The 25,376-nt window shown below is 71.1% G+C and carries 17 protein-coding genes; 8 read left to right on the top strand and 9 right to left on the bottom strand.

Features of this window, described 5'->3' with window-relative positions:
* Positions 1-128: 128 nt before the first annotated feature.
* Positions 129-2,192 (top strand): hypothetical protein, encoded by a 2,064-nt coding sequence (locus tag HAV39_RS40630; RefSeq protein ID WP_191844407.1) that lies wholly within the window; start codon positions 129-131, stop codon positions 2,190-2,192.
* 117 nt (positions 2,193-2,309) lie between these two features.
* On the opposite strand, the gene HAV39_RS40625 is transcribed toward HAV39_RS40630, so the two are convergent.
* Positions 2,310-4,376: a DUF7507 domain-containing protein gene (locus HAV39_RS40625; protein WP_191844406.1), complete on the bottom strand. Its 2,067-nt coding sequence runs from the start codon at positions 4,374-4,376 to the stop codon at positions 2,310-2,312.
* 452 nt (positions 4,377-4,828) lie between these two features.
* Between HAV39_RS40625 and HAV39_RS40620 the strand changes: the two genes are divergently transcribed.
* The gene (locus HAV39_RS40620) at positions 4,829-6,250 is read left to right on the top strand and encodes a carbohydrate-binding protein (RefSeq protein ID WP_373311614.1); all 1,422 of its coding nucleotides are present in this window, start codon (positions 4,829-4,831) and stop codon (positions 6,248-6,250) included.
* A 90-nt stretch (positions 6,251-6,340) separates the two neighbouring features.
* Here the strand turns inward: HAV39_RS40620 and HAV39_RS40615 are convergent, their stop codons facing one another.
* A complete protein-coding gene (locus HAV39_RS40615) occupies positions 6,341-7,972 on the bottom strand; it encodes an acetolactate synthase (protein WP_191844405.1) in 1,632 nt (543 codons plus the stop codon).
* 158 nt (positions 7,973-8,130) lie between these two features.
* Entirely contained in the window at positions 8,131-8,904 is a 774-nt protein-coding gene (locus tag HAV39_RS40610; RefSeq protein WP_191844404.1) for an enoyl-CoA hydratase-related protein, read from the bottom strand.
* 80 nt (positions 8,905-8,984) lie between these two features.
* Between HAV39_RS40610 and HAV39_RS40605 the strand changes: the two genes are divergently transcribed.
* The gene (locus HAV39_RS40605; protein WP_191844403.1) at positions 8,985-9,461 is read left to right on the top strand and encodes a DUF6232 family protein; all 477 of its coding nucleotides are present in this window, start codon (positions 8,985-8,987) and stop codon (positions 9,459-9,461) included.
* A 54-nt stretch (positions 9,462-9,515) separates the two neighbouring features.
* Here HAV39_RS40605 and HAV39_RS40600 read toward each other — a convergent pair whose 3' ends face one another.
* A complete protein-coding gene (locus tag HAV39_RS40600) occupies positions 9,516-9,893 on the bottom strand; it encodes a YccF domain-containing protein (RefSeq protein WP_191844402.1) in 378 nt (125 codons plus the stop codon).
* A 176-nt stretch (positions 9,894-10,069) separates the two neighbouring features.
* A complete protein-coding gene (locus HAV39_RS40595; RefSeq protein ID WP_373311613.1) occupies positions 10,070-10,918 on the bottom strand; it encodes an ABC transporter ATP-binding protein in 849 nt (282 codons plus the stop codon).
* A 138-nt stretch (positions 10,919-11,056) separates the two neighbouring features.
* On the opposite strand from HAV39_RS40595, the gene HAV39_RS40590 reads away from it, so the two are divergent.
* Together HAV39_RS40590 and HAV39_RS40585 are read left to right on the top strand one after the other, a co-directional pair.
* Positions 11,057-12,064 carry an ATP-binding cassette domain-containing protein gene (locus tag HAV39_RS40590; RefSeq protein WP_191844400.1) on the top strand — a complete coding sequence of 336 codons (1,008 nt, stop codon included), beginning with the start codon at positions 11,057-11,059 and terminating at the stop codon, positions 12,062-12,064.
* Between the two features lie 64 nt (positions 12,065-12,128).
* The gene (locus HAV39_RS40585) at positions 12,129-13,103 is read left to right on the top strand and encodes a nucleoside/nucleotide kinase family protein (protein WP_191844399.1); all 975 of its coding nucleotides are present in this window, start codon (positions 12,129-12,131) and stop codon (positions 13,101-13,103) included.
* Between the two features lie 64 nt (positions 13,104-13,167).
* On the opposite strand, the gene HAV39_RS40580 is transcribed toward HAV39_RS40585, so the two are convergent.
* Positions 13,168-14,358 carry an ROK family transcriptional regulator gene (locus HAV39_RS40580; protein WP_120318387.1) on the bottom strand — a complete coding sequence of 397 codons (1,191 nt, stop codon included), beginning with the start codon at positions 14,356-14,358 and terminating at the stop codon, positions 13,168-13,170.
* Between the two features lie 203 nt (positions 14,359-14,561).
* Between HAV39_RS40580 and HAV39_RS40575 the strand changes: the two genes are divergently transcribed.
* Together HAV39_RS40575 and HAV39_RS40570 are read left to right on the top strand one after the other, a co-directional pair.
* A complete protein-coding gene (locus tag HAV39_RS40575) occupies positions 14,562-16,010 on the top strand; it encodes a glycoside hydrolase family 3 protein (RefSeq protein ID WP_191844398.1) in 1,449 nt (482 codons plus the stop codon).
* A gap of 108 nt (positions 16,011-16,118) precedes the next feature.
* Positions 16,119-16,679 carry an NAD(P)H-dependent oxidoreductase gene (locus tag HAV39_RS40570; protein ID WP_239120245.1) on the top strand — a complete coding sequence of 187 codons (561 nt, stop codon included), beginning with the start codon at positions 16,119-16,121 and terminating at the stop codon, positions 16,677-16,679.
* Between the two features lie 124 nt (positions 16,680-16,803).
* On the opposite strand, the gene HAV39_RS40565 is transcribed toward HAV39_RS40570, so the two are convergent.
* Positions 16,804-21,825, bottom strand: coding sequence for an NAD-glutamate dehydrogenase (locus HAV39_RS40565; RefSeq protein ID WP_191844396.1), 5,022 nt, complete (start codon positions 21,823-21,825; stop codon positions 16,804-16,806).
* A gap of 203 nt (positions 21,826-22,028) precedes the next feature.
* Here HAV39_RS40565 and HAV39_RS40560 point away from each other — a divergent pair, with 203 nt between their 5' ends.
* Positions 22,029-23,957: a penicillin-binding transpeptidase domain-containing protein gene (locus tag HAV39_RS40560; protein WP_191844395.1), complete on the top strand. Its 1,929-nt coding sequence runs from the start codon at positions 22,029-22,031 to the stop codon at positions 23,955-23,957.
* A gap of 373 nt (positions 23,958-24,330) precedes the next feature.
* Here HAV39_RS40560 and HAV39_RS40555 read toward each other — a convergent pair whose 3' ends face one another.
* A complete protein-coding gene (locus tag HAV39_RS40555) occupies positions 24,331-24,732 on the bottom strand; it encodes a hypothetical protein (protein WP_120318382.1) in 402 nt (133 codons plus the stop codon).
* Positions 24,725-25,081, bottom strand: coding sequence for a hypothetical protein (locus tag HAV39_RS40550; RefSeq protein ID WP_191844394.1), 357 nt, complete (start codon positions 25,079-25,081; stop codon positions 24,725-24,727). The genes HAV39_RS40555 and HAV39_RS40550 overlap by 8 nt, the downstream gene beginning before the upstream one ends.
* Positions 25,082-25,376 lie beyond the last annotated feature (295 nt).

Below are 25,376 nucleotides of genomic sequence, written 5' to 3'. Positions count from 1 at the left end.
TTCCCGTCGCGCGGAGTTTAGAGAACTTTTCATGTTTGCACCAGGCTCGCCACCCGGACAGATGAACCGCAGCGTGTCACGCCGCCGGGTCTGGTGTGAACGTGAAACCTTCTCTAGGCTCCGCCGCCATGAAGGCATACACACGTCTGCTCGGCATCGTCGCCGTGGTGGCGATGGCGATACTCGGCCCGGCCACCGCGGCCTCCGCCCACGAGGAGCGGCCCACCCGCGAGCTGGACGGCACCGGCAGCGTCCCGGTCTACCGCACCACCGGGCCCACGCTGCTGGTCTGCAAGACCGACCCGGCCGACTTCGCCACCCGCATCGCCGCCTTCCCGGCCGACCTCAAGGCCGCGAACGAGCAGCTGTGGACGCAGTGCCAGCAAGACGGCTACCGCCACATCCAGCAGGCCGTGGACGCCGCCCACCTGCCCGGCACCAACATCAAGATCCTGCCGGGGGTATACCTGGAAGAGCCGAGCATCGCCTCGGCCAGCCCCCAGTGCGCGGCCATGGAGAACGGCGCGGTGCGCGGCCGGATCTACGGCTACCCGGTGCTCACCTGGGACCAGCAGCTCGCCTGCCCGCACCTGGCCAACCTCGTGGCCATCCTGGGGAAGAAGAACCTCCAGCTCGAAGGCACCGGCGCGAACCCGGCCGACGTGCTCGTCGACGCGCAGTACAAGAAGCTCAACGCGATCCGGGCCGACAACGCGGACGGCGTGTACTTCCGCAACATGTCCGCGCAGCGGGCACAGTTCAACGCCTTCTACATCATGGAGACCGACGGCTTCGTGGTCGACCGGACCATGGGCCGCTGGAACGACGAGTACGCCTTCCTCACTTTCGCCGTCGACCACGGCCTGTACACCGACTGCGAGGGCTACGGCAACGGCGACTCCGCCTTCTACCCCGGCGCCGCCTCGAACATCAACAAGGACCGGGGCCACGACGTCCCGCGCTACGCCGTCGAGATCCAGCGCTGCCACGGCCACCACAACACGCTGGGCTACTCCGGCACCGCCGGTGACTCGGTCTGGGTGCACGACAGCGTGTTCACCGAGAACACCGCGGGCATCGCCACCGACAGCGCCTTCCCCGACCACCCGGGCATGCCGCAGAACCACTCGAAGTTCGAGAACAACGTCATCGCGGACAACAACACCGACTACTACCGGCACATCGTCGACGGCACCTGCAAGAAGCCCTTCGAGCAGCGCGGATACGAGCAGGGTGTGGTGTGCCCGGCGGTCGGCCTGCCGGTCGGCGCGGGCGTGGTCAACCCGGGCGGCAACTACAACATCTGGCGCGGCAACCACATCTACGGCAACAGGTACTCCGGGTTCGTGACCAGCTTCGTGCCCGGCTTCGTGCGCAACGACACCGGGTTCGCGCAGCAGTTCGACACCTCGCACCACAACCGCTACCTCGACAACGTCATGGGGGTCAGCGAGCAGGGCGAGGCCAAGCCGAACGGGCTGAACTTCTGGTGGGACGGGCAGGGGGTCGGCAGCTGCTGGACGGACATGTCCGACACGAACATCCGTACCGTGCCCGGCTGCGGCGACGACGACCTGCCCGCCATCGGTTCGCACCGCTACCTCGGCGAGCCCGCCGGCACCCTGAAGATGTACGCCTGCGCCGGCTACGACGGCGGCCGGCAGCACCTGCCCTCCGACTGCGACTGGTACGGCGAGTACGCCGCGTCGGGCCTGGCGCGCATCGAGGTGAAGTGGGCCTTCGGCGGCGCGGTCCTGCTCGGGCTGCTGGCGATCGGGCTCTACTACCGCCGCCTGCGCGCCTCGAAGCGGGCGCTGCTCGGATTGCTCCTGGCGGTCTGCGGCCTGACCGTCGGCGTCTTCGGCACCATCGAGACGGGCAGCGTGCTGCACCCGATCGGCCTCGCCCTGTACGGCGCGGGCTTCGCCCTGCTCGGCCTGGCCCTGCGCGGCACACGTGCCCGCAGACTGGGGACTGCCACCCTGATCGTCGCCGTCTTCGCGCTGCTCGGCGCGATCGACCACGGACTCATCATGATCCCGTACCTGCCGGTCTCCCCCGCCCTGCTGCGGGTGCTGAGCGAGGTCGTCTGGATCCCGTGGGCCCTCGGCGCGGTCCTCGCCGCCGGGCGTGCCCCCGCGGCGGCAGCACCCGCCACCCCGGATGCCGAGCCGGAGCCCGTGACCGCCTGACCGGCGGCCGTCTTGACGGATCCAGGTGAGTCGTGATCGCCGAAACGACCACGACTCACCTGGATCGACTTTGCCGACCGGCGGCTCACCTGCACGGAGGCCGCCGCGTGGGTGGGCCTACTTCTTGACGGCGAGCTTGATCGTGTTCGTGTTGTTCGCGAGCACGGGGTCCGGCGTCGAGCTCTTCACCGTCGCCGTGTTCTCGATCTTGCAGTCGTCCTTGAACTTCAGCCGGATCTCGAAAGCGACCGTCGCGCCGGCCGGCAGGGTCGCCGCGGTACAGGTCACCGTGTGGGTTTCCTTCACGTAGGCGCACTGCGGCGAGACGTACTCGACCTCGACCTCCTTCGACTTCAGCGGCAGCTTGTCCACCACCACGACGTTCTGCGCGTCCGACGGGCCGCCCTCGCCGCAGTTCGGCTGCGGCGTCGACACCGTGCTGGTCTCGCAGCCCTTGTCGTTGTGCACGGTCAGGACGAAGGTCGCCGTCCGCTTGTCCTTCGAGGTGACCTCGCCCGTCTTGTCGATCCACAACTCCGCCGACGTCGTCACCTGCGTCGTCTCCGTGGCGGTGTCGTTGCCCGGAGTCGGATCGGGCGTGGCCGAGGAGATCTTCACCGTGTTCGTCAGCGTGGTGCCCGTGGCAACCGACGGCGCCACCAGCACCGTCAGGTAGACCTTCTTCGTCTGGCCGGGCTGGAGCACGCCCAGCGCGCAGACCACCTGGTTCGGCTGCACGAGAGTGCACACCGTGGTGTCGTTGCCGTCGACACCGCTCACGTAGGTGGTGCCCGCCGGCAGGGTGTCGGTCAGGACGGTCACCTGCGCGTCGGAGGGCCCGGCGTTGGCGGCGGTGATGGTGTAGGTCAGCTTGTTGCCCGCGAGCACCGACGCCGGAGAGTCCGTCTTGGTCACGGACAGGTCTGCCGACGCGCTGACGACGGTGGGGACGCTCTCCCGCACGTCGTTGTTGTCCCGGTCGGCGGTCGCGCTGGACACCACCGCTTCGTTGAACAGGCGCGTGCCCGGCACCACGTCCGGTGCCACCAGCCCGATGACGGTGATCGTCGCGGTCGCGCCGTTGGGCAGATTGCCCAGGCCGCACACCAGGTCCCGGGCGATCGGCTGGCCGTTGGTGCAGGTCCCCGACGGCGAGGTCACCGAAACGAAGCTCACCCCGGCGGGCAGCGTGTCGCGCACGGTCACGTCGTTCGCGGTGGACGGGCCGCCGTTCGTCACCTTGATCTCGTACTTCAGCTGCGTGCCTGCGACGACCGTGGCCGGACCGGTCTTGTCCAGGGTCAGATCGGCCGAGCCGACGAAGTCGAGCCGTCCGGTCGCCTTGTTGTTGGAGGGGTCCGGGTCCTTGGTCGTGCTCTGCACCGTGGCCACGTCGTTGATCTGGGTGACGTCATCGGCGGACACGGTGACCCGGACGACCTTGCGGCTGCCGGCCGGGATCGTGCTCAGGTCGCACTCGATCACGAGCCTGGTGACCGGGCCCGAGCTCGTCGGCTGGCAGGTGTCGGGCGCGAGCAGCCGTACGCCCACCAGCTGGAACGGTGCCGCCGAGGTGAGCACGTCGGTCAGCTCCACCCCCACCGCCTCGGACGGGCCGAGGTTGTCGACGTAGATGTCGCAGAAGCCCTGGGTGCCCGCCGGGGCAGGCACGTCGGGCTTGCAGACCTTGGTCACGGTGAGGTCCGCCAGCCGCTTGACCACGGTGATCGTGGTGGCCGTGTTGTCGCCCGGAGTGATGTCGCGTTCGGCCGAGGTCACGGTGGCCTCGTTGGTGATGGACCTGGGCTGGAAGTCGGCCGGGAGGCCGACCTGGATCACCAGCGGGACGGTCTGCCCCGGCAGCAGGACCCCCATCGGCCCGACGGGGCAGGTGAGCACGGTCGTGCCGGTGCACGACGGTGTCGAGGACAGCAGTTGCACGCCGGCCGGCAGCGTGTCGGTCACCGTCACGCTGCTCGCCGGGGTCAGGCCGGCGTTGGTGACGAAGATCGTGTACGTCAGCTCCTGCCCGGCGTACACGGGATCCGGCGCGGCCTCCTTGGTGATGCGCAGGTCTACGGGCAACGGAATCTCGGCACGCGTGGCGGCCCCGAGCCGGCCCGACGGATCGGGGGCCGCCGATGCCGAACCCGGCGTGCTGCCGATCGCGAGTGCGCTTGTCATGGCCAGCACCGCACCGGCGGAAAGAAGGTGTCTACGTGACACGGTTGTCCTCTCTGTTCAATTCGGGTCAGAACCCTCTTCATCAACGCGCCAGTGCTACGCAAAGTGATTCCCTCGCTACGCAAAGTGAACATTCGCCATCATCCCGAGACCCCGCCCTGCCTGCGACGCCGACTCCTCGCCCGATGCCGCCAGAGCCACGGCGACGCCCGCGTCCCGCTCAGCCCGATCGGCAACCGTCGCAGAACCGGGATCCAGAATCAGAGAGCGCTCTCCGAAAGAGCGCGTCGGCCATACGCCATGGTCAGATTTGTAAACAAGGTGACCGGTAACATTAGCAGGATCCGAGGCATTGACAGCCGCGGTGCGAGCCGTCTACAAAACGTGAGAGCGCTCTCTCCGCGACTGCCGCCCGGCGGCCGCGGAACATCATTCCTTGATGGAGGTTCCCCGTGACCCCCGCTCGACCGGCGCCCGCCCGCGCGCCGATTCCCGCTCAGCGCCGCCGGCATGCCGTCCTCGCCGGTGTCGCCGCCGCGGCCGTCCTCGTCGCCGCCACCACGATCAGCGTCGAGGCCAACGCCTCGGTCCCGGCCACGCCGTCGGGCTGGACGCTCCAGTGGAGCGACGACTTCACCGGATCGGCCAACACCCTGCCGTCCTCCAACAACTGGATCTTCACCACCGGCACGCAGTACCCCAACGGCCCGGCCAACTTCGGCACCGGCGAGATCCAGACCTACACCACCAGCACGCAGAACATCAGCCTGGACGGCTCGGGCAACCTGAAGATCACTCCGATCAGGAGCAGCTCCGGTCAGTGGACGTCGGCCCGCATCGAGACCAAGCGGACGAACTTCAAACCGCCGTCCGGCGGGGTGCTGCGCATCGAGGGCCGCATCGCCATGCCGAACGTCACCGGCAGCTCGGCCATGGGCTACTGGCCCGCGTTCTGGGCCCTGGGCTCGCCCTACCGGGGCAACTACTGGAACTGGCCCGGTATCGGCGAGCTCGACATCATGGAGAACGTCAACGGCATGAACCAGGTCTGGGGCACCCTGCACTGCGGCGTCAACCCGGGCGGTCCCTGCAACGAGACCAACGGCCTCGGCGCGACCCGCGCCTGCCCGAACAACAACTGCCAGGGCAACTTCCACACGTACGCGATCGAGTGGGACACCGGCGTGAGCCCGCAGGTGCTGCGCTGGTACGTCGACGGGGTGCAGTTCTTCTCCGTGACGCAGAACCAGGTCGGCTCGTACTGGTCGAACATGACCAGCCACGAGGGTTACTTCATCCTGCTCAACGTCGCCATGGGCGGCGCGTTCCCGAACGGCGTGGCCGGCTACTCCACGCCGACCAGCGGCACCAGGTCCGGGGTGCCGATGCTCGTCGACTACGTCGCCGTGTACACCAAGGGCGGCGGCGGCTCGACTCCGACGGCGGCCCCGAGCTCGCCCGCACCGACGTCGAGCAGCGGGACGCGCAGCGCGTACAGCACGATCCAGGCGGAGTCGTACAACGCCCAGTACGGGATCGTGCCCGGCAGCGACCAGATCGGCTACATCGCGGGCGGCGACTGGGCCCGCTACGACAACGTCGATTTCGGCAGCACCGCGCCGAAGGACTTCCTCGCCCGGGTGTCCTCCGGTGCGGCGAGCGGGGTCAGCGGCACGGTCGAGGTCCGGGTCGACAGCCTGAGCAATGGCCCGATCGGCAGCTTCTCGCTGGCCAACACGGGCGGATGGAGCAGCTTCCGGGAGGTGCCCGGCAACGTCGGCGCCGTCACCGGCCGGCACACCGTGTTCCTGAGCTTCTCCAGCGGCCAGCCGGCCGACTTCGTCAACGTCGACTGGTTCGTCTTCCGCAGGTGACGCGCCGCTCCCGGCCTGCCCTCCCGCCGGACAGGCGTTAAGAAGGGCACCTTCTACATCGCATAGCGATGTGAAGGTGCCCTTCCTTTGCTAGGCGAGGTTGGCGGAGCGGGGGTAGGCGTCGTCGGGGTCGGTGATGACGTTGACGAGGTAGGGGACGCCGGCGGAGAAGGCGCGGGCCAGCGCGGCGGGGAGGTCGGCGGCCTTGGCCACGGTTTCGCCGCCACCGCCCAGGGCCTTGACCACGTCGTCGTAGCGCAGGCCGGGTTGCAGGTCGGCGGCGACGTCGTAGCCGTACATGGCGCGCATGGGGTGCTTCTCCAGGCCCCAGATGCCGTTGTTGCCGACGACCATGACCACCGGCAGCTGCTGGCGCACCAGGGACTCGACGTCCATCAGCGAGAAGCCGGCCGCGCCGTCGCCCATCAGCACGCAGATCTGGCGGTCGGGGTAGGTGACCCGGGCACCCATCGCGTAGCCCATGCCGGTGCCGAGGCAGCCGTACGGCCCCGGGTCCAGCCAGCTGCCCGGCACCGAGGGCTCCAGGTAACGCCCGGCGTACGACACGAAGTCGCCGCCGTCGCCGATGGTCACCGCGTCCGCCGCCAGCACCTTGCGCAGCTCTCCGTAGACCCGGGCCGGCTTGATCAGCTCGGTGTCGGCCTGCATCTCCAGCTCGTGCTTGGCGGCCTGGGCCTGCTCGGCGGCGCGCAGCGTGGCCACCCAGTCGGTGTGATCGACCCGGTCTCCGGCGTACGCGGCCAGCCCGGACAGGATCGTGCGCAGGTCGCCCGCGGGCGAGACGGCGACGGAGACGTGCTGGGCGCGCTGGCTCGGCGCGTCGACGACGTGCACGACCCGGGCCGCGCCGAAGTCACCGAAGCCGAGCCGGAAGTCGAGCGGGGTGCCCACCACGACGACCACGTCGGCCCCGTCCAGGGCCTTGCGGCGGGACTTGGCGAAGGCCAGCGGGTGGCTCGGCGGCAGCGAGCCGCGGCCCATGCCGTTGGCGAAGACCGGCACGGTCAGCGCCTCGGCAGCGGCCCGCAGCGCCTGCGTCGCGTCCCCGCCGTACACGTCGGAGCCCGCGATGATCACCGGGCGCTGCGCCCCCGCGACGAGGCGGGCGGCCTGCTCGACCAGGTCCGGGTCCGGCTCCAGCACCTCGACCTGCGGCGCGACCGCCTTGCCGTCGCCGGTGCTGAAGACGACCTCCAGCGGCAGGTCCAGGAAGGACGGCCCGCGGTGCGGGGCGAGCGCGTGCTCCAGCGCGGTGGTCACGGCCGAGGTGATGTCGTCGGTGGACGTGACGGTGGCGGCGTGCTTGGTGACCGGCGCGACGATCGGCAGGTGGTCGATCTCCTGCAGCGACCCGGAGCCCCAGCGGAACTGCGGGGCCCGGCCGCCGAGCACCAGCACCGGCGCGGCGTTGAAGAAGGCGCTGGTCAGACCGGAGACACCGTTGGTGACACCGGGACCGGCGGTGAGCACCGCCACGCCGGGACGGCGCTGCAGCTTGGCGACCGCCTCGGCGGCGAACACGGCGGTCTGCTCGTGCCGCACGTCGTAGAGCGGGAAGCCGGTCTGATGGGCCGCGTCGTACAGCGGGAAGACGTGCCCGCCGGAGAGGGTGAACATCTCGCGTACGCCCGCGGCCTGCAACGCGGCCAGCGCGAGCTGCCCACCGTGGCCGGAAACTGCACTGTCAGAGGTCTCAGCCATGACCGTGTCCCTTCGTGTGCCGGGAGCCTATCCAGCACGCGAGAAAATATGAAGAGGACTCACAAACTCGTCGGGCGGGGTGCCCGGCGCGCCGCGCGTGACCCGGCGGCGCGCCGAGGTGGGACAGGCACTGGGCAGGGAACCCGGTCGGGACAGTCTCAGCGGCCGATGAACTTCGGCTGGCGGCGCTCCACGAACGCGGTCATGCCCTCGCGCCGGTCCTCGGTCGCGAACAGCGCCGCGAACAGCTGCGACTCCCAGGCCAGACCGGCCGCGAGGTCGCGGTCCAGGCCGCCGTCGATGGCCAGCTTGGCCGCCTTCAGCGCCTGCGCGGGACCGTTCACGTAACCGGCGACCAGGGCCTTGGCCTGGTCGTACACCATGTCCGCGGCGCACACCCGGTCGGCGAGCCCGATCTCCAGCGCCTCCTCCGCGTCGACCATACGGCCGGAGAAGATGATGTCCTTGGCCTTGGCCGGGCCGATCAGGCGCGCCAGCCGCTGGGTGCCGCCGGCGCCGGGGATGATGCCCAGCTTGATCTCGGGCTGGCCGAGCTTGGCGTCCTCGGCCACGACCCGCCAGTCACACGCGAGCGCCAGCTCGCAGCCGCCACCGAGGGCGTAGCCGGTGATCGCCGCGACGACCGGCTTCGGGATGCGCGCGACGGCGTCGAAGGCGCTGCTCAGCGCACCGGCACGGGCCGACATGTCCACGTACGACATGTCCGCCATCTCCTTGATGTCGGCGCCGGCCGCGAAGACCTTGGGTCCGCCGTAGACGACGACGGCGGCGATGCGGCTGTCGGCCGTCACGGCCTGCGCGGCGGCCCGCAGCTCCTCCTGCACCTGGGCGTTGAGCGCGTTCATCGGTGGGCGTTCCAACCGGATGGTGCCGATGCCTGCGTCGACTTCCACGTTCACGAACTCGCCCACCGCTGCCTCCTCATCGAGTGCCGATAGGACGAGCTTAGGCGGTTTGCGTGCATCGCCTACGGTGAGGGCCGGAGGCTGCGATGATCGTCTATTACCGCGATCCCGCGGTCGAAGTCACCTCGACCGCGATCCACATCCACGACCGCGTCTTCCGGCTCGAGGATCTGGAGTACGTCTGGCACCGCGAGATCACCGCAGATCCGCGGTCCATGCGCCGGCTGGCCGGACGCGGCGCCCTCAACGCGGGCGTCGTGGTCGGTGCGGTGCTGGCCCTGCTCGGGCTCATCTACCTGGTCGCCGCCACCGTCGGCGACCCCGGCGCGGCGGGCCGGGTGCTGGTGCCGCTGGCGATCGTGGTGCTGCTGGTCGGCCTGGCCGGACCCGCGCTGGAGTGGACCCTGCACCGCCTCGACCACAGCTACGACCAGGGCATCTCCATGCACGAGATCTGGGCGGTGTGGCGCGGCCGCGAGCTGCTCCTGCTGCGCGTGGCTGACGAGTCGCGCTTCGGCCGCATCTACCGCTCGATCCAGCGCGCCCTGGAACAGGACCGGTGACGCCGCTCGGCCGGCCCGTCCCAGGTCCGTGACGGGCCGGCCGCGGCACGACGGTCAGGGGCGTTCGACGATCTCCCGGCCGAGCGGCCACAGCGCGGCGGGCACCAGCTTGAAGTTGGCGATGCCGAACGGGATGCCGATCAGCGTGATGCATTGCGCTATGCCGGTGACGATGTGCACCAGCGCCAGCCACCAGCCGGCCACGATGAGCCAGACGATGTTCGCCAGCGTGGAGGCGAGCCCCGCGCTGGGCTTCTCCACGATGGTGTACCCGAACGGCCACAGCGCGTACCGGGCGAGCCGGAACGAGGCGACGCCGAACGGGATGGTCACGATCAGGACGAAGCAGATGATGCCCGCCAGGCCGTACGCGATGGCCAGCAGGAAGCCGCTGCCGAAGATGAACCACAGGATGTTCAGGAGCGTGCGCATACCTACGATCCTGACCGGTCGTGGCAAGCCCGGTGCCGGTTCCACCCAGCTGCGGGCACATGATGCGCGCCGACGAGTGCGTCCCGCCGGTATTCGGCCGGCACGTGTCGCGTTTCGGGACGCTTGAGCGTCCCGAAACGCGACACGCCGGAGTCGATGTACACCCGGCGGAAGCCTCAGCGGGCGCGGGCGGTGAAGCGGCCCTCCACCGAGGTGACCTCCAGGGCCAGGCCGAACGTCGCCGACAGGTTGTCCGACGTGATCGTCTCCGGGATCGGCCCGGCCGCGACGATGCCGCCCTCCCGCAGCAGCAGCGCGTGCGTGAAGCTCGGCGGGATCTCCTCCACGTGGTGCGTCACCAGCACCAGCGCTGGCGCGTCCGGGTCGGCGGCCAGCTCGGACAGCCGCGCCACCAGGTCCTCCCGGCCGCCCAGGTCCAGCCCGGCCGCGGGCTCGTCCAGCAGCAGCAGCTCGGGGTCGGTCATCAGAGCGCGGGCGATCTGGGTGCGCTTGCGCTCGCCCTCGGAGAGCGTGCCGTACTGGCGCTGGGCCAACCCGGCCATGCCCCACTCGTCGAGCAGCTCGGCGGCTCGGGCCTCGTCCATCGGGTCGTAGGACTCGTTGAAGCGGCCCACCACCGACCAGGACGCGGTGACCACCACGTCGCGGACCAGCTCGCCCGGGGGCACCCGCTCGGCCAGCGCCGCCGTGGACAGCCCGATCCGGGTGCGCAGCTCGTGCATGTCGACGCGGCCGATGCGCTCGCCGAGCACGTACACCGCGCCCTTGGTCGGGTGCGCGCGGCCCGCGGCCAGGTGCAGCAGCGTCGTCTTGCCCGCCCCGTTGGGGCCGAGCACCACCCAGCGCTCGTCCAGCTCGACCCGCCACGAGATGTCCCGCAGCAGGTGCTTGCCCTCCCGTACGACGTCGACGCCTTCGGCGGCGACCACGAGATCGGGGTCGTCCGGGGCGACGGCCTGGTTGACCTCGTGGACGTTCTGGGCGACGCGGTGCAGTCCTGACACAGCCGATATCCAATCACGGCCGCCCCCGCCGGGGTGCAGACCTGCCAGCCAGATCACAGTTCGGCAGCGACCGGGGCCCCATGAACGCCGCCGGATCGCATACGGTGTGGCGGCACACGGACCGATGGGGGAGGCACTGTGACCGCCGTGATCGAGATCAGCGGGCTGTGCAAGACATTCCACAGCCTGTGGCGCGAGGAGAAGACCGCGCTCGACGGATTCGACATGTACGTCGAGAAGGGCCAGGTCCACGGATTCCTCGGGCCCAACGGCTCGGGCAAGACCACCACCCTGCGTACGCTGCTCGGCCTGCTGCGGCCCGACGAGGGCGAGATGCGGATCCTGGACACGCCCAGCGCCCGGTTCGGCGAGGTGGCCCACCGGGTCGGCGCGATCGTGGAGAGCCCGGCCTTCTTCACCCCGTTCAGCGGGCGCAAGACCCTCCAGTTGCTGGCCACCGCGGGCGGGCTGCCCCGCGGCCGGGTGGACGAGGCGCTGACCACGGTCGGCCTGCGCGACCGCGCCGACGAGCCGGTCAAGGTGTACTCGCTCGGCATGCGCCAGCGGCTCGCCGTCGCGTCCGCCCTGCTCAAACGGCCGGAACTGCTGATCCTGGACGAGCCCGCGAACGGGCTGGACCCCTCCGGCATCCACGCCATGCGCACCCTGATGAGCGACCTCGCCGCACAGGGCGTCACCGTGCTGCTCTCCAGCCACCTGCTGTCCGAGATCGAGCAGGTCTGCGACTCGGTCACCATCATCGACCGCGGCCGGCGGGTCACCCACGGCCCCGTGTCGGTGGTGCTGGCCGGTCACGACACCGGCGAGCACCTGGTCCGGGTCGCCGACACCGAGCAGGCCGCGGAGCTGCTGCGGGCGGTGGGTGCGACGGTGCGCACGGCCGACGGCGCCCTGTTCGTCGGCGGCGTCAGCGGCCCGGCCGCGATCAGTGAGGCGCTCGGCCGGGCCGGTCTCTGGCTGACCGAGCTCACCCCGCTCACGCCCGACCTGGAGAGCGTCTTCCTGGACCTCACCGGCACCCGGCCCGTCCCCGACGCCCCGCCGCAGGTCGCGGTGCCGACGCGCCGCCGCCCACCCGCGGACAACGTCATCGACCTCGACGCGCGAAGCGAGGATCAAGCATGAGCGAGCTCCGCGAGCGAATCAGCAGGCTCGGAAATGCCGCCGACGAGCGAAGCGAGGAGAAGGCATGAACCTGGTGCGTGCTGAGGTGAGCCGGCTGCTGGCACGGCGGTTCACCCATGTCATGGTGATCGGCCTGCTCGCCGTCTTCGGGATCACTGCCGCGACCACGCTGGCCAGTTCGGCGAGCCCTGGCAGCGAGGCCTGGGCCTCCGCGGAGCGGTCCGCTGCGGAACGGCGCGCGAGCCTGGTCGAGTTCAAGAACAAGTGCGAGGAGGCGTTTCGGCAGGACCGGGAGGCCGCGGAGGATACGTTCACCGAGGGCTGCGACGCCGCGGGCGACCCGGCCGACGTCCGGGACTGGCACTACCTCGAGGACGCGTTCGTGTTCGAGCTGGAGATCCGGAGCCTGACCGTCTTCCTGGCGGTGTATCTCAGCTTCTTCGCCTTCGTGATCGCGGCGTCGTTCATCGGGGCCGAGATGAGCAGCGGCGGCATCACCAACCTGCTGCTGTGGCGACCGCAGCGCGCCCCGGTCCTCGGGGCCAAGCTCGCCGCGCTGACCGGCAGCGTAGCGCTGTTCTCCGCCCTGTTCACGGTGCTCTACGTGGGTGCGTTCTATCTGATCGCATACACCTCGGGCTGGACCGGCGACGTCGACGCGGCCTTCTGGGCCGAGCTCGCCGGGCTGTGCGGGCGCGGCATCGCGCTCTCGACGGCCTCCGCGGCGTGCGCCTTCGCGCTGGCCACCCTGGCCAGGCACACGGCGGCCGCGCTGGGCATCGCGGTCGGCTACTTCCTGATCTGGGAGGCGGGCGGGCGCATCGTCTTCGAGATCGGCGGCATGCTGCCGTACGACCCGTACTTCCTGTCCAGCTACCTGTCCGCCTTCGTCAGCGGCGACCTGAAGTACTGGTCCGGCCTGGACGGCTCGGGCGACCTGGTGATCACCCGGCTCAGTGGCGGCATGGTCCTGGCGGGTCTCACGGCCGCCCTGCTCGCCGCCGCGTTCACGAACTTCCGCCGCCGCGACCTGATCTGACCCCGTCGACGGGAGCGAGGGGGATGAGCCGATCTCATCCCCCTCGCTTCACACGATCCGGGTCTCAGTCGACGGTGGAACCGAAGACCTCGTCGCGGACGGCGTCGAGGGCGGTGAGCAGCGCACCCTGGAGCACGGGTTCGTCGGCGACGCCGGTCACCACGACCCGCGGGGCCACCGGGCTGATCGCGGCGACCTCGTGCTGCACGCGCTCGGCCAGCGGCGTGCCGCCCGCCGCGCCGACCTCGCCGGCCAGCACGACCAGCGGCGGGTCGAGCACGATGCAGGACGCGGCCACACCCAGTGCCAGCCGCCGGGCGACCTCGTCGAGCACCGGGCCGCCCTTGGTGCCGGCGGCGATGGCGGCCTTGACCGCCTCGGCCGCGGTGCCAGCCCGGAAGCCGTGTTCGCGAGCCACCTGGCGGACCGCGTCCGCGCCGGCCACCTGCTGGAAGGCGCCCTTGCCGCGCCGGCTGACCTCGCGCGGGATCTCCGCGCCGGGCACCGGCAGGTAGCCGATCTCGCCCGCCGCGCCGGAGGTGCCGCGGTGCAGCCGGCCGCCGAGCATGACGGCCAGACCGGTGCCCTGGCCGATCCAGACCAGCAGGAAGTCGCCGACCTCGCGAGCGGCGCCCGCGTGGGCCTCGGCGACGGCGGCCAGGTTCACGTCGTTCTCGAACACGATCGTGGTGTGCAGGTCGTCGCGCAGCGCCGCGGCGAGGCCGCGCTGCCAGCGGGGCAGGTTGAAGGCGAAGACGATGTCGCCGGTGTTCGGGTCGACCAGACCGGGGGTGCCCAGCACGATGCGGCGCACGTCGCCGAGCTGGGCGCCGGCCTGCTCGGCCGCCTGGACGACGGCGTTGTGCACCAGCCGGACCGGGTCCTCGCCGCCGCCGTTCGCGTCGGGCTTGGTGGAGACCTCCACCCGGCCCACCACCGCGCCGGTGATGTCGGCGCAGGCGGCCACCACGTGCTCGTCGCCCACCTCGACGCCCACCACGTAGGCGCTGTTCGGGGCGACGTTGTAGAGCTGCGCGTTGGGCCCGCGGCCCCCTGCCTGCTCGCCGACCCGGCGCACCAGGCCGCGCTCCTCCAGTCGCTCGACCAGCTGGGAGGCGGTGACCTTGGAGAGTCCGGTCAGCTCGCCGAGCTGGGAACGGGTGAGCGGGCCCCGGGCCAGCAGCAGCTCGAGCGCGGCGCGGTCGTTCAGCGCGCGGAGCAGTCGAGGGGTGCCGGGTTGGGAAACTGCGGCCATGGTGCGTCATCCTAGAGTTCGGCATGCAGCAACACCGGGTATCGGCGCGCGCTGGCTTTTAGTAAAGTTTCTTATTAGATTGGGTTACCTTAACCGGTACGGCCGTAGCCTACGGCCTACACGCACAAAACCACTATGGATGGCAAGACCCGACACACTGGCCGAAGGGCCCACCACCAAGTCGGGTCGAAGCGGAGGACACCGTGACCACTGATCCAGGTCTGCGCCGGCTGGCACTGCGCACCATGCTCGCCGCGTTCCCGGGCCACACCGCCCCCGACTGGGCCACCCGCCTGCTCGGCGAAGGCCTGGCCGGCTACACGCTGTTCGGGTTCAACGTGGCCGAGCCGGTGCAGCTCGCCGGGCTCACCGCGCAGCTGCGCGCCGCGCGCCGCGACACCCTGATCGCCATCGACGAGGAGGGCGGCGACGTCACCCGGCTGGCCCACCGCACCGGCAGCCCGTACCCGGGCAACGCGGCGCTGGGCGCGATCGGCGACCTGGACCTGACCCGCCGCGTGTACCACTCGATCGGGCGCGAGCTGGCCGAGGTCGGGATCAACCTGAACCTCGCGCCGACCGTCGACGTCAACACCGCCACGGACAACCCGGTCATCGGCACCCGCTCGTTCGGCGCGGACCCGGTCCGGGTCGCCGCGCACGCCGCCGCGGCCGTGGTCGGCCTCCAGCAGGCCGGCGTGGCCGCCTGCGCCAAGCACTTCCCCGGGCACGGCGCGACCGTCGCCGACTCCCACCTCGAACTGCCGACCGTCGACGTGTCCCCGCAGCTGCTGCGCGACCGCGAGCTGCCCCCGTTCGCGGCCGTCATCGCGGCGGGCACCAAGGCGATCATGACGGCGCACATCCGGGTGCCCGCGATCACCGGCGACGACCCGGCCACGTTCAGCGAGACGCTGCTCGTGGACGTGCTGCGCAAGGAGTACGGCTACACCGGTTGCGTGGTCACCGACGCGCTGGAGATGCAGGGCGCGGCACGGGCCGCGGGCGGCATCGGCCCGGCGGCGGTACGAGCCCTGGCAGCGGGTGCGGACCTGCTGTGCCTGGGCGCCGACATCGACCTGGAGATCACCGAGCACGTCGCCGCCGCCATCGCGGGCGCGATCGCCGACGGCACGCTGCCTGTCTCCCGGGTCGAGCAGGCCGTCGCGCGCAACCAGGCGCTGGCCGCCTGGACGCACGGGATCGAGGAGATCGAGCTCACCCCGCGGCTGGGCTACGACGCGGCGCGGCGCGCGGTGAGCGTCGAGGGCAGCCTGACCGGCTTCGAGCAGCCGTTCGTGGTGCAGCTGCGGGCCGGGCACACCATCGCCGAGGGCGCGGTGCCGTGGGGCCTGTCCCCGCACCTCGACGGCACCCCGCAGCTGGCCGTGGCCGCCGACGAGACCAGCGCCGGCGCACTCATCGACGCCGCCGCCGGGCGGCCCATCGTGCTCGTCGGGCGGCACACCCACCGCAACCCCGCCGCCCGGTCCCTGGCCGAGCAGCTGGCCGCGGTGCACCCGCTGGCCGTGGTGGAGATGGGCTGGCCCGCCGGGTGGCGGCCGAACGGCGTGAAGGCCTTCGTCACCACGTACGGCGCGAGCCACGCCAACGGCCGCGCCGCCGCCGAGATCCTGGGCCTCGCCTCGTAACCGGCGCCACTCCGACCCGGACTGGACCGCCGGTCCGACCCGATGGCAGTATTCATGCTCACGCATTTAATGCGTGGGCATGAATCATTTCCGACGGGAGACCCGGCCGTGCCGCACGACGACCCCAGCACCTACCTCTTCCTGCTCGCCGGGGCGCGGGAGGGCGGCAACACCGAGACGCTGGCCCGCGCGGCCGCCGCCGAACTGCCCGCGCACGCCGCCCAGACCTGGCTCGACCTGCGCGAGCTGCCACTGGCCCCGTTCGACGACGTCCGGCACGCCGGCGACGGCGTCTACCCCCAGCCCGTGGGTGCCGAGAAGATCCTGCTCGACGCCACCCTGACCACCGACAACCTGGTCATCGTCTCGCCGCTGTACTGGTACAGCGTGTCCGCGTCCGCCAAGCTCTACCTCGACCACTGGGCGGGCTGGCTCCGCGTGCCCGGTGCCGACTTCAAGGCCCGGATGCGCGGCAAGACACTGTGGACGGTCAGCGTGCTCAGCGACACCGACCAGACCACCGCCGACCCGCTCGTCGGCACCCTGCGCCTGTCCGCCGAGTACCTGAAGATGACCTGGGGCGGCGCCCTCCTGGGCTACGGCAACCGCCCCGGCGACATCACCACCGACACCCCAGCCCTGACCCGCGCCAAAACCTTCTTCGCCTGACCCCCGCCCCATACCCCAAGATCGCGACGATCTTGCTCGAGCTGTTGAGGATATGCCCGGTTAGGGCGTGTCATCCCCACAGTCCACGCAAGATCGTCGCGATCTTGGGGGTGTGGGCCGGGGGTTAGGCGGCGGCGGTGCGGACCAGGGTGCGGATCTGGCGGAGGAGGACGGAGAGGGGGGCCAGGTCGGCCTTGATGCCCTCGAGTTCGGCGATGGACTTGCGGGCCTGGGCGATCGTGGCGGCGTTGCGCTGCTCCCACTGGGCCACGCGCTCCTGGGCGGTGCCGGACGGGGAAGCCGCCAGGACCTCGCCGGTCAGGGCCGCCAGGGCCGCGTAGAGGTCGTAGCGCAGGGCCATGCGGGCCAGGGTCTGCCAGCGGTCGTCGCGGGGCAGCATCGAGATCTTCGTCAGCAGCTCGTCGACGCGGAAACGCTCGGAGAGGACGAAGTAGACCCCGGCGACCTCGTCGAGGTCGCGGCCGGTCGCGGAGGCGACCTCGACCACGTCCAGCAGGGCGAAGCTGTACAGCGTGCGGGCGCCCCACTCGGCCAGGTCCTGCGGCGCGCCCAGGCCGACCAGCTCCGCCTCGTGCTCGGCGATGCCCTCGCGCTCCGCGCCCAGGAACATCTCCTTCATGCGCGGAGCCAGCGCGGACACGCCGGGCTTGAGCCGGGCGATCTCGCCGGGCACGTCGAGCGGCGAGCGCCGGTTCTGGATGAGCCAGCGCACCGCCCGGTCCATGAGCCGGCGGGCCTTCAGGTAGACCGCGGTCTGCGCGGCCGTCGGCACCCGGTTGTCGGTCGCCTCCACGGCCGCCCACAGCGCGGGCAGGTTGAAGACCTCCCACACGATCTCGAAAGCCCGCAGCACGTCCGCGGCGGACGCGCCCGTCTCCTCGACCGTACGGTGCACGAACGTGATGCCGCCCCGGTTGACGGTCTCGTTGACCAGCACCGTGGTGACGATCTCGCGGCGCAGCCGGTGCTCGGCCATCTGCCGGCTCATGCCGTGCAGCGGCGTCGGGAAGTAGTCGGCCATGGTCTGCGCGGTCCACGCGTCGTCGGGCAGGTCGGAGTGGACGATCTCCTCCTCCAGCGCGATCTTCACGTACGCCATGAGCACGGCGAACTCGGGCGTGGACAGGCCCTCGCCGTTCTCGGAGCGAGCCACCAGCTCCTCATCGGTGGGCAGGCCCTCCAGGGCCCGGTCCAGCCGGCCGGAGCGCTCCAGCTCGGTGAGGAGCCGGCGGTGCACCGGGAGCAGGGACAGGGTCTGCGCGCGGGCGTTGCCCAGCGCCGTGGCCTGGCCGTAGTTGTCACGCAGCACCAGTGCGGCGACCTCGTCGGTCATGCTGGCCAGCAGCTCGTTGCGGGCTTCGAGGGTGAGGTCGGGGTCCGCGCCCAGCAGGATCTTGATGTTGACCTCGTGGTCGGAGCAGTCGACACCGGCCGTGTTGTCGATGAAGTCGGTGAAGATCCGGCCGCCCGCGCCCTGCGCGCCCCTGCGGGCGTACTCGATGCGTCCGGCCTGGGTCAGGCCGAGGTTGCCGCCCTCGCCGACGACCCGGGCGCGCAGGTGCCCGCCGTTGACCCGGATCGCGTCGTTGGCCTTGTCACCGACCTCGGCATGCGACTCCGTCGTCGCCTTGACGTAAGTCCCGATGCCGCCGTTCCACAGCAGGTCGACCGGGGCGAGCAGGATGGCCTTCATCAGCTCGGCCGGGCTCATCGCGGTCACCGTGTCCGCCAGCCCGAGCGCGGCGCGGACCTGCGGCGTGACCGGGATCGACTTGGCGGTGCGCGGGTGCACGCCGCCGCCCTCGGAGATCAGCGTGGGGTCGTAGTCGGCCCACGAGCTGCGGGGCAGCGCGAACATCCGGGCCCGCTCGGCGAACGATGCCGCCGCGTCCGGGTTCGGGTCGAGGAAGATGTGCCGGTGGTCGAACGCGGCGACCAGCCGGATGTGCTCGGACAGCAGCATCCCGTTGCCGAACACGTCACCGGACATGTCACCCACCCCGACGACGGTGAAGTCCTCGGTCTGGGTGTCCTGGCCCAGGTCGCGGAAGTGGCGCTTGACCGACTCCCAGGCACCCCGGGCGGTGATGCCCATGCCCTTGTGGTCGTAGCCCGCCGAGCCGCCGGAGGCGAACGCGTCACCCAGCCAGAACCCGTACGACGCGGAGATCTCGTTGGCGATGTCGGAGAACGTCGCGGTGCCCTTGTCCGCGGCCACGACCAGGTACGGGTCGTCGCCGTCGTGCCGGACCACGTCGGCCGGCGGCACGATCTTGCCCGCGTCGAGGTTGTCGGTGATGTCCAGCAGCGCCGAGATGAACCGCTTGTAGCAGGCCACGCCCTCGGCCTGCAGCGCGTCACGGTCACCGGCGGCGGGGGCCTGCTTGAGCACGAACCCGCCCTTCGCGCCGACCGGCACGATCACGGCGTTCTTGACCATCTGCGCCTTGACCAGGCCCAGCACCTCGGTCCGGAAGTCGTCGCGGCGGTCCGACCAGCGCAGCCCGCCCCGGGCCACCGCGCCGAAGCGCAGGTGCACGCCCTCGAACCGGGGCGAGTACACGAAGATCTCGAACTTGGGCCGCGGCGCGGGCAGGTCCGGGATCGCCTGCGGGTCCAGCTTGAACGCGATGTAGGACTTCGGCCGCCCGTCCGCCGCCTTCTGGAAGAAGGACGTACGCAGCGTGGCCTGCATCAGCGTCAGGTAGTTGCGCAGGATCCGGTCCTGGTCGAGGCTCGACACGGACTCCAGCTGGCGGCCGATCGCCGAGATCAGCTCCTTGGCCTGGCTGCTGCGCTCGGCGTCGCTCAGCTGCAGCTTCGGGTTGAACCGGGTCTCGAACAGCGCCACCAGCATCGCCGCGATCTGCGGGTATGCCGTGAACGTCGCCTCCATGGACTCCTGCGCGAAGACCGTGCCGGCCTGGCGCAGGTACTTGGCGTACGCCCGCAGCACCACGACCTGCCGCCAGGTCAGGCCCGCCCGCAGCACCAGCTCGTTGAAGCCGTCGACCTCGGCCTCACCCCGCCACGCGGCGGCGAAGGCGTTCTCCACGTGTGCGCGCACCTCGGCCAGGTCTCGCGCGCCCGCGGGCAGCTGCAGGCCGAAGTCGTACACGAACACGGTCGCGTCGTCGCGGCGCACCTCGTACGGCCGCTCGTCGGTGACCCGCACGCCCAGCGAGTGCAGCACCGGCAGCACCGCCGACAGCAGCATCGGCTCGCCGTGCCGGTAGACCTTGAACCGCACGTCGTTGCCGGGCGTGGTGGCCTCGACGATGCTGCCCGAGCCGGCCGTGAAGCGCCGCCGGAACAGGTGCATCTCCAGCTGGCCGGGCTCGTCCAGCAGCTCCAGCTTGGCCAGGTCCTGCGCGCCCTCGTAGGGCAGGTGCCCGTCCTTGTAGGTCTCCGGCAGCGCGTCGGTGTACCGCGCGGCCAGCAGCCGGGCCTGCTCGTCGCCGACCTTGCGCTCCAGCACCAGCCGGAAGTCGTCGTCCCAGTTGCGGGTGGCGTCGCCCAGCATCTCGGCGAGCGCGTCGGCGTCCACCTCGCCGGGCGGGTCGTTCGGGTCGGTGCGCACGATGAAGTGGATGCGGGCCAGGTTGGACTCGCTGACCCGGGTGGTGTAGTCGACGCCGACGCCGTTCAGCTCGCGCAGCAGGATGTCCTGCATGGCCAGCCGGTGCGCGGTGGTGAACCGGTCCCGCGGCAGGTAGATCAGGCAGGAGATGAACCGGCCGTAGCCGTCGCGGCGCAGGAACAGCCGCAGCTGGCGGCGGCCCGCCATGCGCAGCACCCCGGTCACGGCCTGGTACAGGTCGTCGGTGCTGATCTGGAACAGCTCGTCGCGCGGGTAGGTCTCCAGGATCTCCAGCAGGTCCTTGCCGGAGTGGCTGCGCGCGGACAGGCCGGAGCGGTCCAGCACGTTGTCCACCTTGCGGCGGATCACCGGCAGGTCCCGCACGCTGGTGCGGTAAGCCGCCGACGAGAACAGGCCCAGGAAGCGGCGCTCGCCGGCGACGTTGCCCTCGGCGTCGAACATCTTGAAGCCGATGTAGTCCAGGTAGGCCGAGCGGTGCACGGTGGCCCGCGAGTTCGCCTTGGTGATCACCAGCAGGCGCTTCTCCAGCGCCTTGTGCTGCGCCTCCGGCGTCATCGACTCCAGGGTGCGGGCCGTGGACGACGAATCGTCGCGCAGGATGCCCAGGCCGGTGCCGGGCACGGCGCGCATCAGGTCGGTCTCGCTGCCGGCCGCGCCGGGCACGTGGACCAGCTCGTACTCGCGGTAGCCGAGGAAGGTGAAGTGGTGGTCGGCGAGCCAGCGCAGCAGCTCGACCGAGTCGGTGATGTCGCGGTCGGGCACCGGCAGCTCGGCCCCGGAGATCTCGTCGGCCAGCGCGAGCGCCTGGGCCCGCATGCGCGGCCAGTCCTCGACCGCCCGGCGCACGTCGCCGAGCACCCGCTCCAGGTCGGCCCGCAGGTGTGCCAGCTCCGCGTCGTCGCGGATGGCGCCGACCTCGATCCGCATCCAGCTCTCGACCAGATCGCCGGGAATGGCGTCGTCCGGCTCGACCTCGGCGCAGACCTCGAGCAGGTTGCCCTGCTCGTCGCGGCGCACCACCATCACCGGGTGCACCAGCAGTTGCACGTCCTTGCGCGCGGACAGCGCCGCGGTGACCGAGTCGACCAGGAACGGCATGTCGTCGGTGACGACCTCCACGACGGTGTGGCGCGGTTCCTGGGACAGCGACAGGCGCAGCTTCAGCTCGCCGGGCATGCGCGACGCGGCCAGCTCCCGGTGGGCACGGGCGGCCTCGACGAGGCGGGCCGGGGTCAGGTCGACGAGTTCCTCGTCCGGGGCGAATCGCCAGTACCGCTGCACGAGCTGCGCCTCGGCCAGCCGGTCGTCGGCCAGGCTCGGGGTGTCGGGGCTGCCGCCGGCGGCCAGCGCGACCGCGGCCGCGATCAGGCGCTCGCCGTTGGGCAGCGGCTCGTCGAGATCGCTGTCGTCCAGGTCGTCCGGGTGCGCTTGCGGCACACCCTCATTCCGGATGGTGTCGCCGCTCGCACCGGCTTCGACATCGGCGGAAGCGCTGCCGCCGACGATTGCGCCGCCAGACTCCATGAAAAGCCACTCCCCTTCGCCCACCGCGCTGTGGGTCGTTGGTGGGACGGGCCGTTGCAGGGGCCGTCCCGTCGTCGACCCCAGCCTAGTCAGCACCCCCGGCCAGGCACTCGTTCGGGGGCCGCCCACGTGGGCACCGTTCGAGTCCGGTGCCGGACAGCGCTGGTGCCACACCGGCGCTGCCGTTGCGGCAGAATGCCCGCATGGCTCTGCGCTCGAAGGTACGCCGTCCCAAGATTGTCCTCTCTCTGGTGGCGATGTCGCTGCTGTTCCCCGCACTTGCCGCCTGCTCGAAGGACGACGGGCCCGAGCCCATGCTCGACGCGTTCCTGGCCGGCTGGCGCACGGGGACCTACGACAAGGTCACTTTCGTCAACCCGACCGGCCAGGGTGTCGCCGCCGACACCGTCAAGACCGAGCTGCGGGCACTGGAGGGCGTCTTCCGGGACACGCCCCCGACGCTGACCAAGCAGGCCCCGGCGGTGAGCCAGAACCTGGCGACCACCCAGGTCAAGGTCGCCCAGCCGCTGCCGGACAAGACCGTCTGGGAGTACACGACCACGGTCCGGATGACCAAGGCCAAGGACAGCTGGCAGGTCGTCTGGGAGCCGGCGATCGTGCACGAGAAGCTGACCAAGGGCGACGAGCTGGCCGTGCGCCGGCTGGCCCCGGCCCGCGCCGGCGTCTTCGACGGCACCGGCGCTGAGCTCGTCCGGCCGCGGCCGGTCGTCGTGATCGGCATCGAGCCGCAGAAGGTCAAGGACATCGACGCGCTGGTCAAGGAGCTGACCACGATCTTCACGTCGGGCGCGTACGACGTGAGCACGGACGACCTGGCCAAGCTGCCCGCCCGGGTGAAGGAGGCCAAGCCCGACGCGCTGGTCGAGATCGTGACCCTGCGCCGGGAGATCTACGAGCCGATCCGGGACCGCCTGCGCGCGCTGATGGACCGGGGAGTGCAGTTCCGCGAGGAGGAGTGGCTGCTCTCGCCGACCCGCACGTTCGCGCGGGCACTGCTCGGCACGGTCGGGCCGGTGACCAAGGAGATCATGGACAGCAAGCCGGGCGTCTACCAGGTCGGCGACCAGGCCGGCCTCGGCGGCATCCAGCGCACCTACGACGACCGCCTGCGCGGCACCGCCGGCCTGAGCGTGGTGTCCAGCCGCAAGGCCTCCGACGGCACCGTCCAGGACACTCCGCTCTACAAGGTCGACAAGAAGGACGGCCAGAAGCTCCAGCTCACCATCGACCAGAAGGCGCAGATCGCGGCCGAGAAGGCGCTCGCCACGGTCAAGCAGCGCAGCGCGATGGTGGCGATCCGGATCAGCGACGGCCGGCTCGTCGCGGTGGCCAACAGCGGCGCGGACAACCTCGCCCTCACCGCGCAGGTCCCGCCGGGCTCGACCTTCAAGGCCGTGTCCGCGTACGGCCTGCTCGACGCCGGCAAGGTGACCGCCAACCAGATCGTGCCGTGCCCGAAGTTCCTCACCGTCGAGGGCCGCCAGTTCAAGAACTCGAACTTCCTGGAACTGGGCAACGTCCCGTTCCACACGGACTTCGCCAAGTCCTGCAACACCGCGTTCGCCTCGCTGGCCCCGCAGCTGGGCCCTGACGGCCTGCTCAACGCCGGCACCGCGCTCGGCCTGGGCCAGACCTGGGACCTGGGCGTGCCCGCGTTCACCGGCCGGGTCTCCGCCGGCGGCAGCGCCACCGAGCTGGCCGCGGCCATCTTCGGCCAGGGCCAGACCATCGTCAGCCCGGTCGCCATGGCCGGCGTCGCCGCCGCGATCGCCCGCGGCCAGTGGAAGCAGCCGGTACTCCTGCTCGACCCGGTCCCCGCCAAGCCCGCCGCCGACGGCCCGGCCCTCAAGCCGACCACCGTCGACCCGCTGCGCGCCATGATGCGCGAGGTCGTCACCGCGGGCACCGCCACCGCCCTCAAGGACGCCCCCGGCGGCGCCGTCTTCGGCAAGACCGGCACGGCCGAGTACGACGACAACCCCGCGCACACCCACGCGTGGTTCATCGGCTGGCAGGGCGACATCGCCTTCGCCGTCTTCGTCGAGGACGGCGTCAAGCCCAGCGAAACCGCCGTCCCCGTGACCGCCGCCTTCCTCCGCAACCTCCGCTGACCCGCCGCCCCCTTCCAGATCGCGACGATCTTGCGCGAACAGTGGGTACGACACACTCGTACCGGGCAAAACGCCAACCGTTCGCGCAAGATCGTCGTGATCAGGGGGTCAGGGTCAGGGGAGCAGGCTTCGGCCAGGTGGGTCAGGTGGTCCGCGGGGAGGCGGGTGGCCAGCGGGCCTTCCGCGCGCAGGGTGATCGAGGCGCCGTCGGGGGCGTATATGCCGACTGTGCGCCGCTCAGCAGGTACGCCGTGCGCCGCCATCTCTCCAGGCGGTCCGCGACGTACTCATGGAACCCTTCGACGTCCTTCGCCATCCCGCCCCCTCGCTCCGCCCCTTGAACACGGGCCGGCGGGTGCGAGGTTGCTCGATATCAGGACGCGGTGACGGGAGCCTTGCGGCGCAGCCAGATCAGGCCGAGCACGGGCAGCACGAGCGGCAGGTAGCCGTAGCCCTCGCCGAAGCCGGACCAGACGGTGGCGTCCGGGAAGTCCTGCGGGGCGAGCACGCTGAGCGTGCCGACGGCGAGCACGCCGACCAGTTCGACGGTGAAGCAGGCCTGCGCCAGCCGGCGGCCGCCCGCGTCGCCGCGCACCAGGCCCACGGTGGCGACGATGTACAGCACCGCGGCCAGCGCGCTGAGCAGGTACGAGACCGGGGCCTCGCCGAACTTCATGATGATCTGCACGCTCGCGCGGCAGGTGGCGGCGACGGCGAACAGGCCGTACACGAAGACGAGGACCCGGCCGAGGCCGGTGTTGACCGGCTTAGGCACCGAACACCTGCCCGATGCGCAGCACGAGCACGGGCACGATGAGCGCGGCCACCCCGATGATCACGCTGCCGAAGCGGGTGGGCTCCATCTTGCCGACGATCCAGGCGCCCGCGGGCAGGAGCACCATCGTCAGGGCGTACCCGAGGAAGGTCGTGGTCTCCCGCGGCGAGTGACCACCGATCCAGCTCGCCACCGCCGCGCCGACCAGCAGCACCGCGGCGACGCTGACCACCACGGTGCCGATCAGCTGCAGGCGGTCCGGGGCTCGGTCGCGCGCCGCCGCCAGCAGGGCGAGGGCGGCCAGCAGCAGGGCGACGACGGTCGTCGCGGTGGAGAGCACAGCGGGCATGGGGGCCACATTAACCGCCGGGGCCGTTCCCGCCGCGCGCACCTCCGCCCCGGGTAGCCCACACCACCACCCGCGCCACCCTGGCCTGCCGCCGGACCGACCGACTAGTTGATCATGAGGTTGTGGCAGCGACACGCCGCCGAGCCCTGCCATAAGTTCATGATCAACGCGGAGGGAGGGGCGGGTCAGGCGGCGGTGCGTTTTTCGGCGGGGGTGCGGGGGGTGGGGACGCGGGGGGCGCGGGTGGGGCGCTTGGGGGGCAGCAGGGGGGCCAGGCCGGTGACCAGGGTGGAGA

The sequence above is a fragment of the Catellatospora chokoriensis genome, from assembly GCF_011297315.1.
Taxonomy (GTDB): domain Bacteria; phylum Actinomycetota; class Actinomycetes; order Mycobacteriales; family Micromonosporaceae; genus Catellatospora; species Catellatospora citrea.
Note: the sequence above shows the minus strand (reverse complement) of the source record. Positions and strands in the feature narration are given on the sequence as shown.

Excerpts from the sequence above, each read along its gene's own strand:
- HAV39_RS40630 (WP_191844407.1), top strand. The coding sequence starts at position 129 with ATGAAGGCATACACACGTCTGCTCGGCATCGTCGCCGTGGTGGCGATG.
- HAV39_RS40625 (WP_191844406.1), bottom strand. The coding sequence starts at position 4,376 with ATGACAAGCGCACTCGCGATCGGCAGCACGCCGGGTTCGGCATCGGCG.
- HAV39_RS40615 (WP_191844405.1), bottom strand. The coding sequence starts at position 7,972 with ATGGCTGAGACCTCTGACAGTGCAGTTTCCGGCCACGGTGGGCAGCTC.
- HAV39_RS40605 (WP_191844403.1), top strand. The coding sequence starts at position 8,985 with ATGATCGTCTATTACCGCGATCCCGCGGTCGAAGTCACCTCGACCGCG.
- HAV39_RS40600 (WP_191844402.1), bottom strand. The coding sequence starts at position 9,893 with ATGCGCACGCTCCTGAACATCCTGTGGTTCATCTTCGGCAGCGGCTTC.
- HAV39_RS40585 (WP_191844399.1), top strand. The coding sequence starts at position 12,129 with ATGAACCTGGTGCGTGCTGAGGTGAGCCGGCTGCTGGCACGGCGGTTC.
- HAV39_RS40580 (WP_120318387.1), bottom strand. The coding sequence starts at position 14,358 with ATGGCCGCAGTTTCCCAACCCGGCACCCCTCGACTGCTCCGCGCGCTG.
- HAV39_RS40565 (WP_191844396.1), bottom strand. The coding sequence starts at position 21,825 with ATGGAGTCTGGCGGCGCAATCGTCGGCGGCAGCGCTTCCGCCGATGTC.
- HAV39_RS40560 (WP_191844395.1), top strand. The coding sequence starts at position 22,029 with ATGGCTCTGCGCTCGAAGGTACGCCGTCCCAAGATTGTCCTCTCTCTG.
- HAV39_RS40550 (WP_191844394.1), bottom strand. The coding sequence starts at position 25,081 with ATGCCCGCTGTGCTCTCCACCGCGACGACCGTCGTCGCCCTGCTGCTG.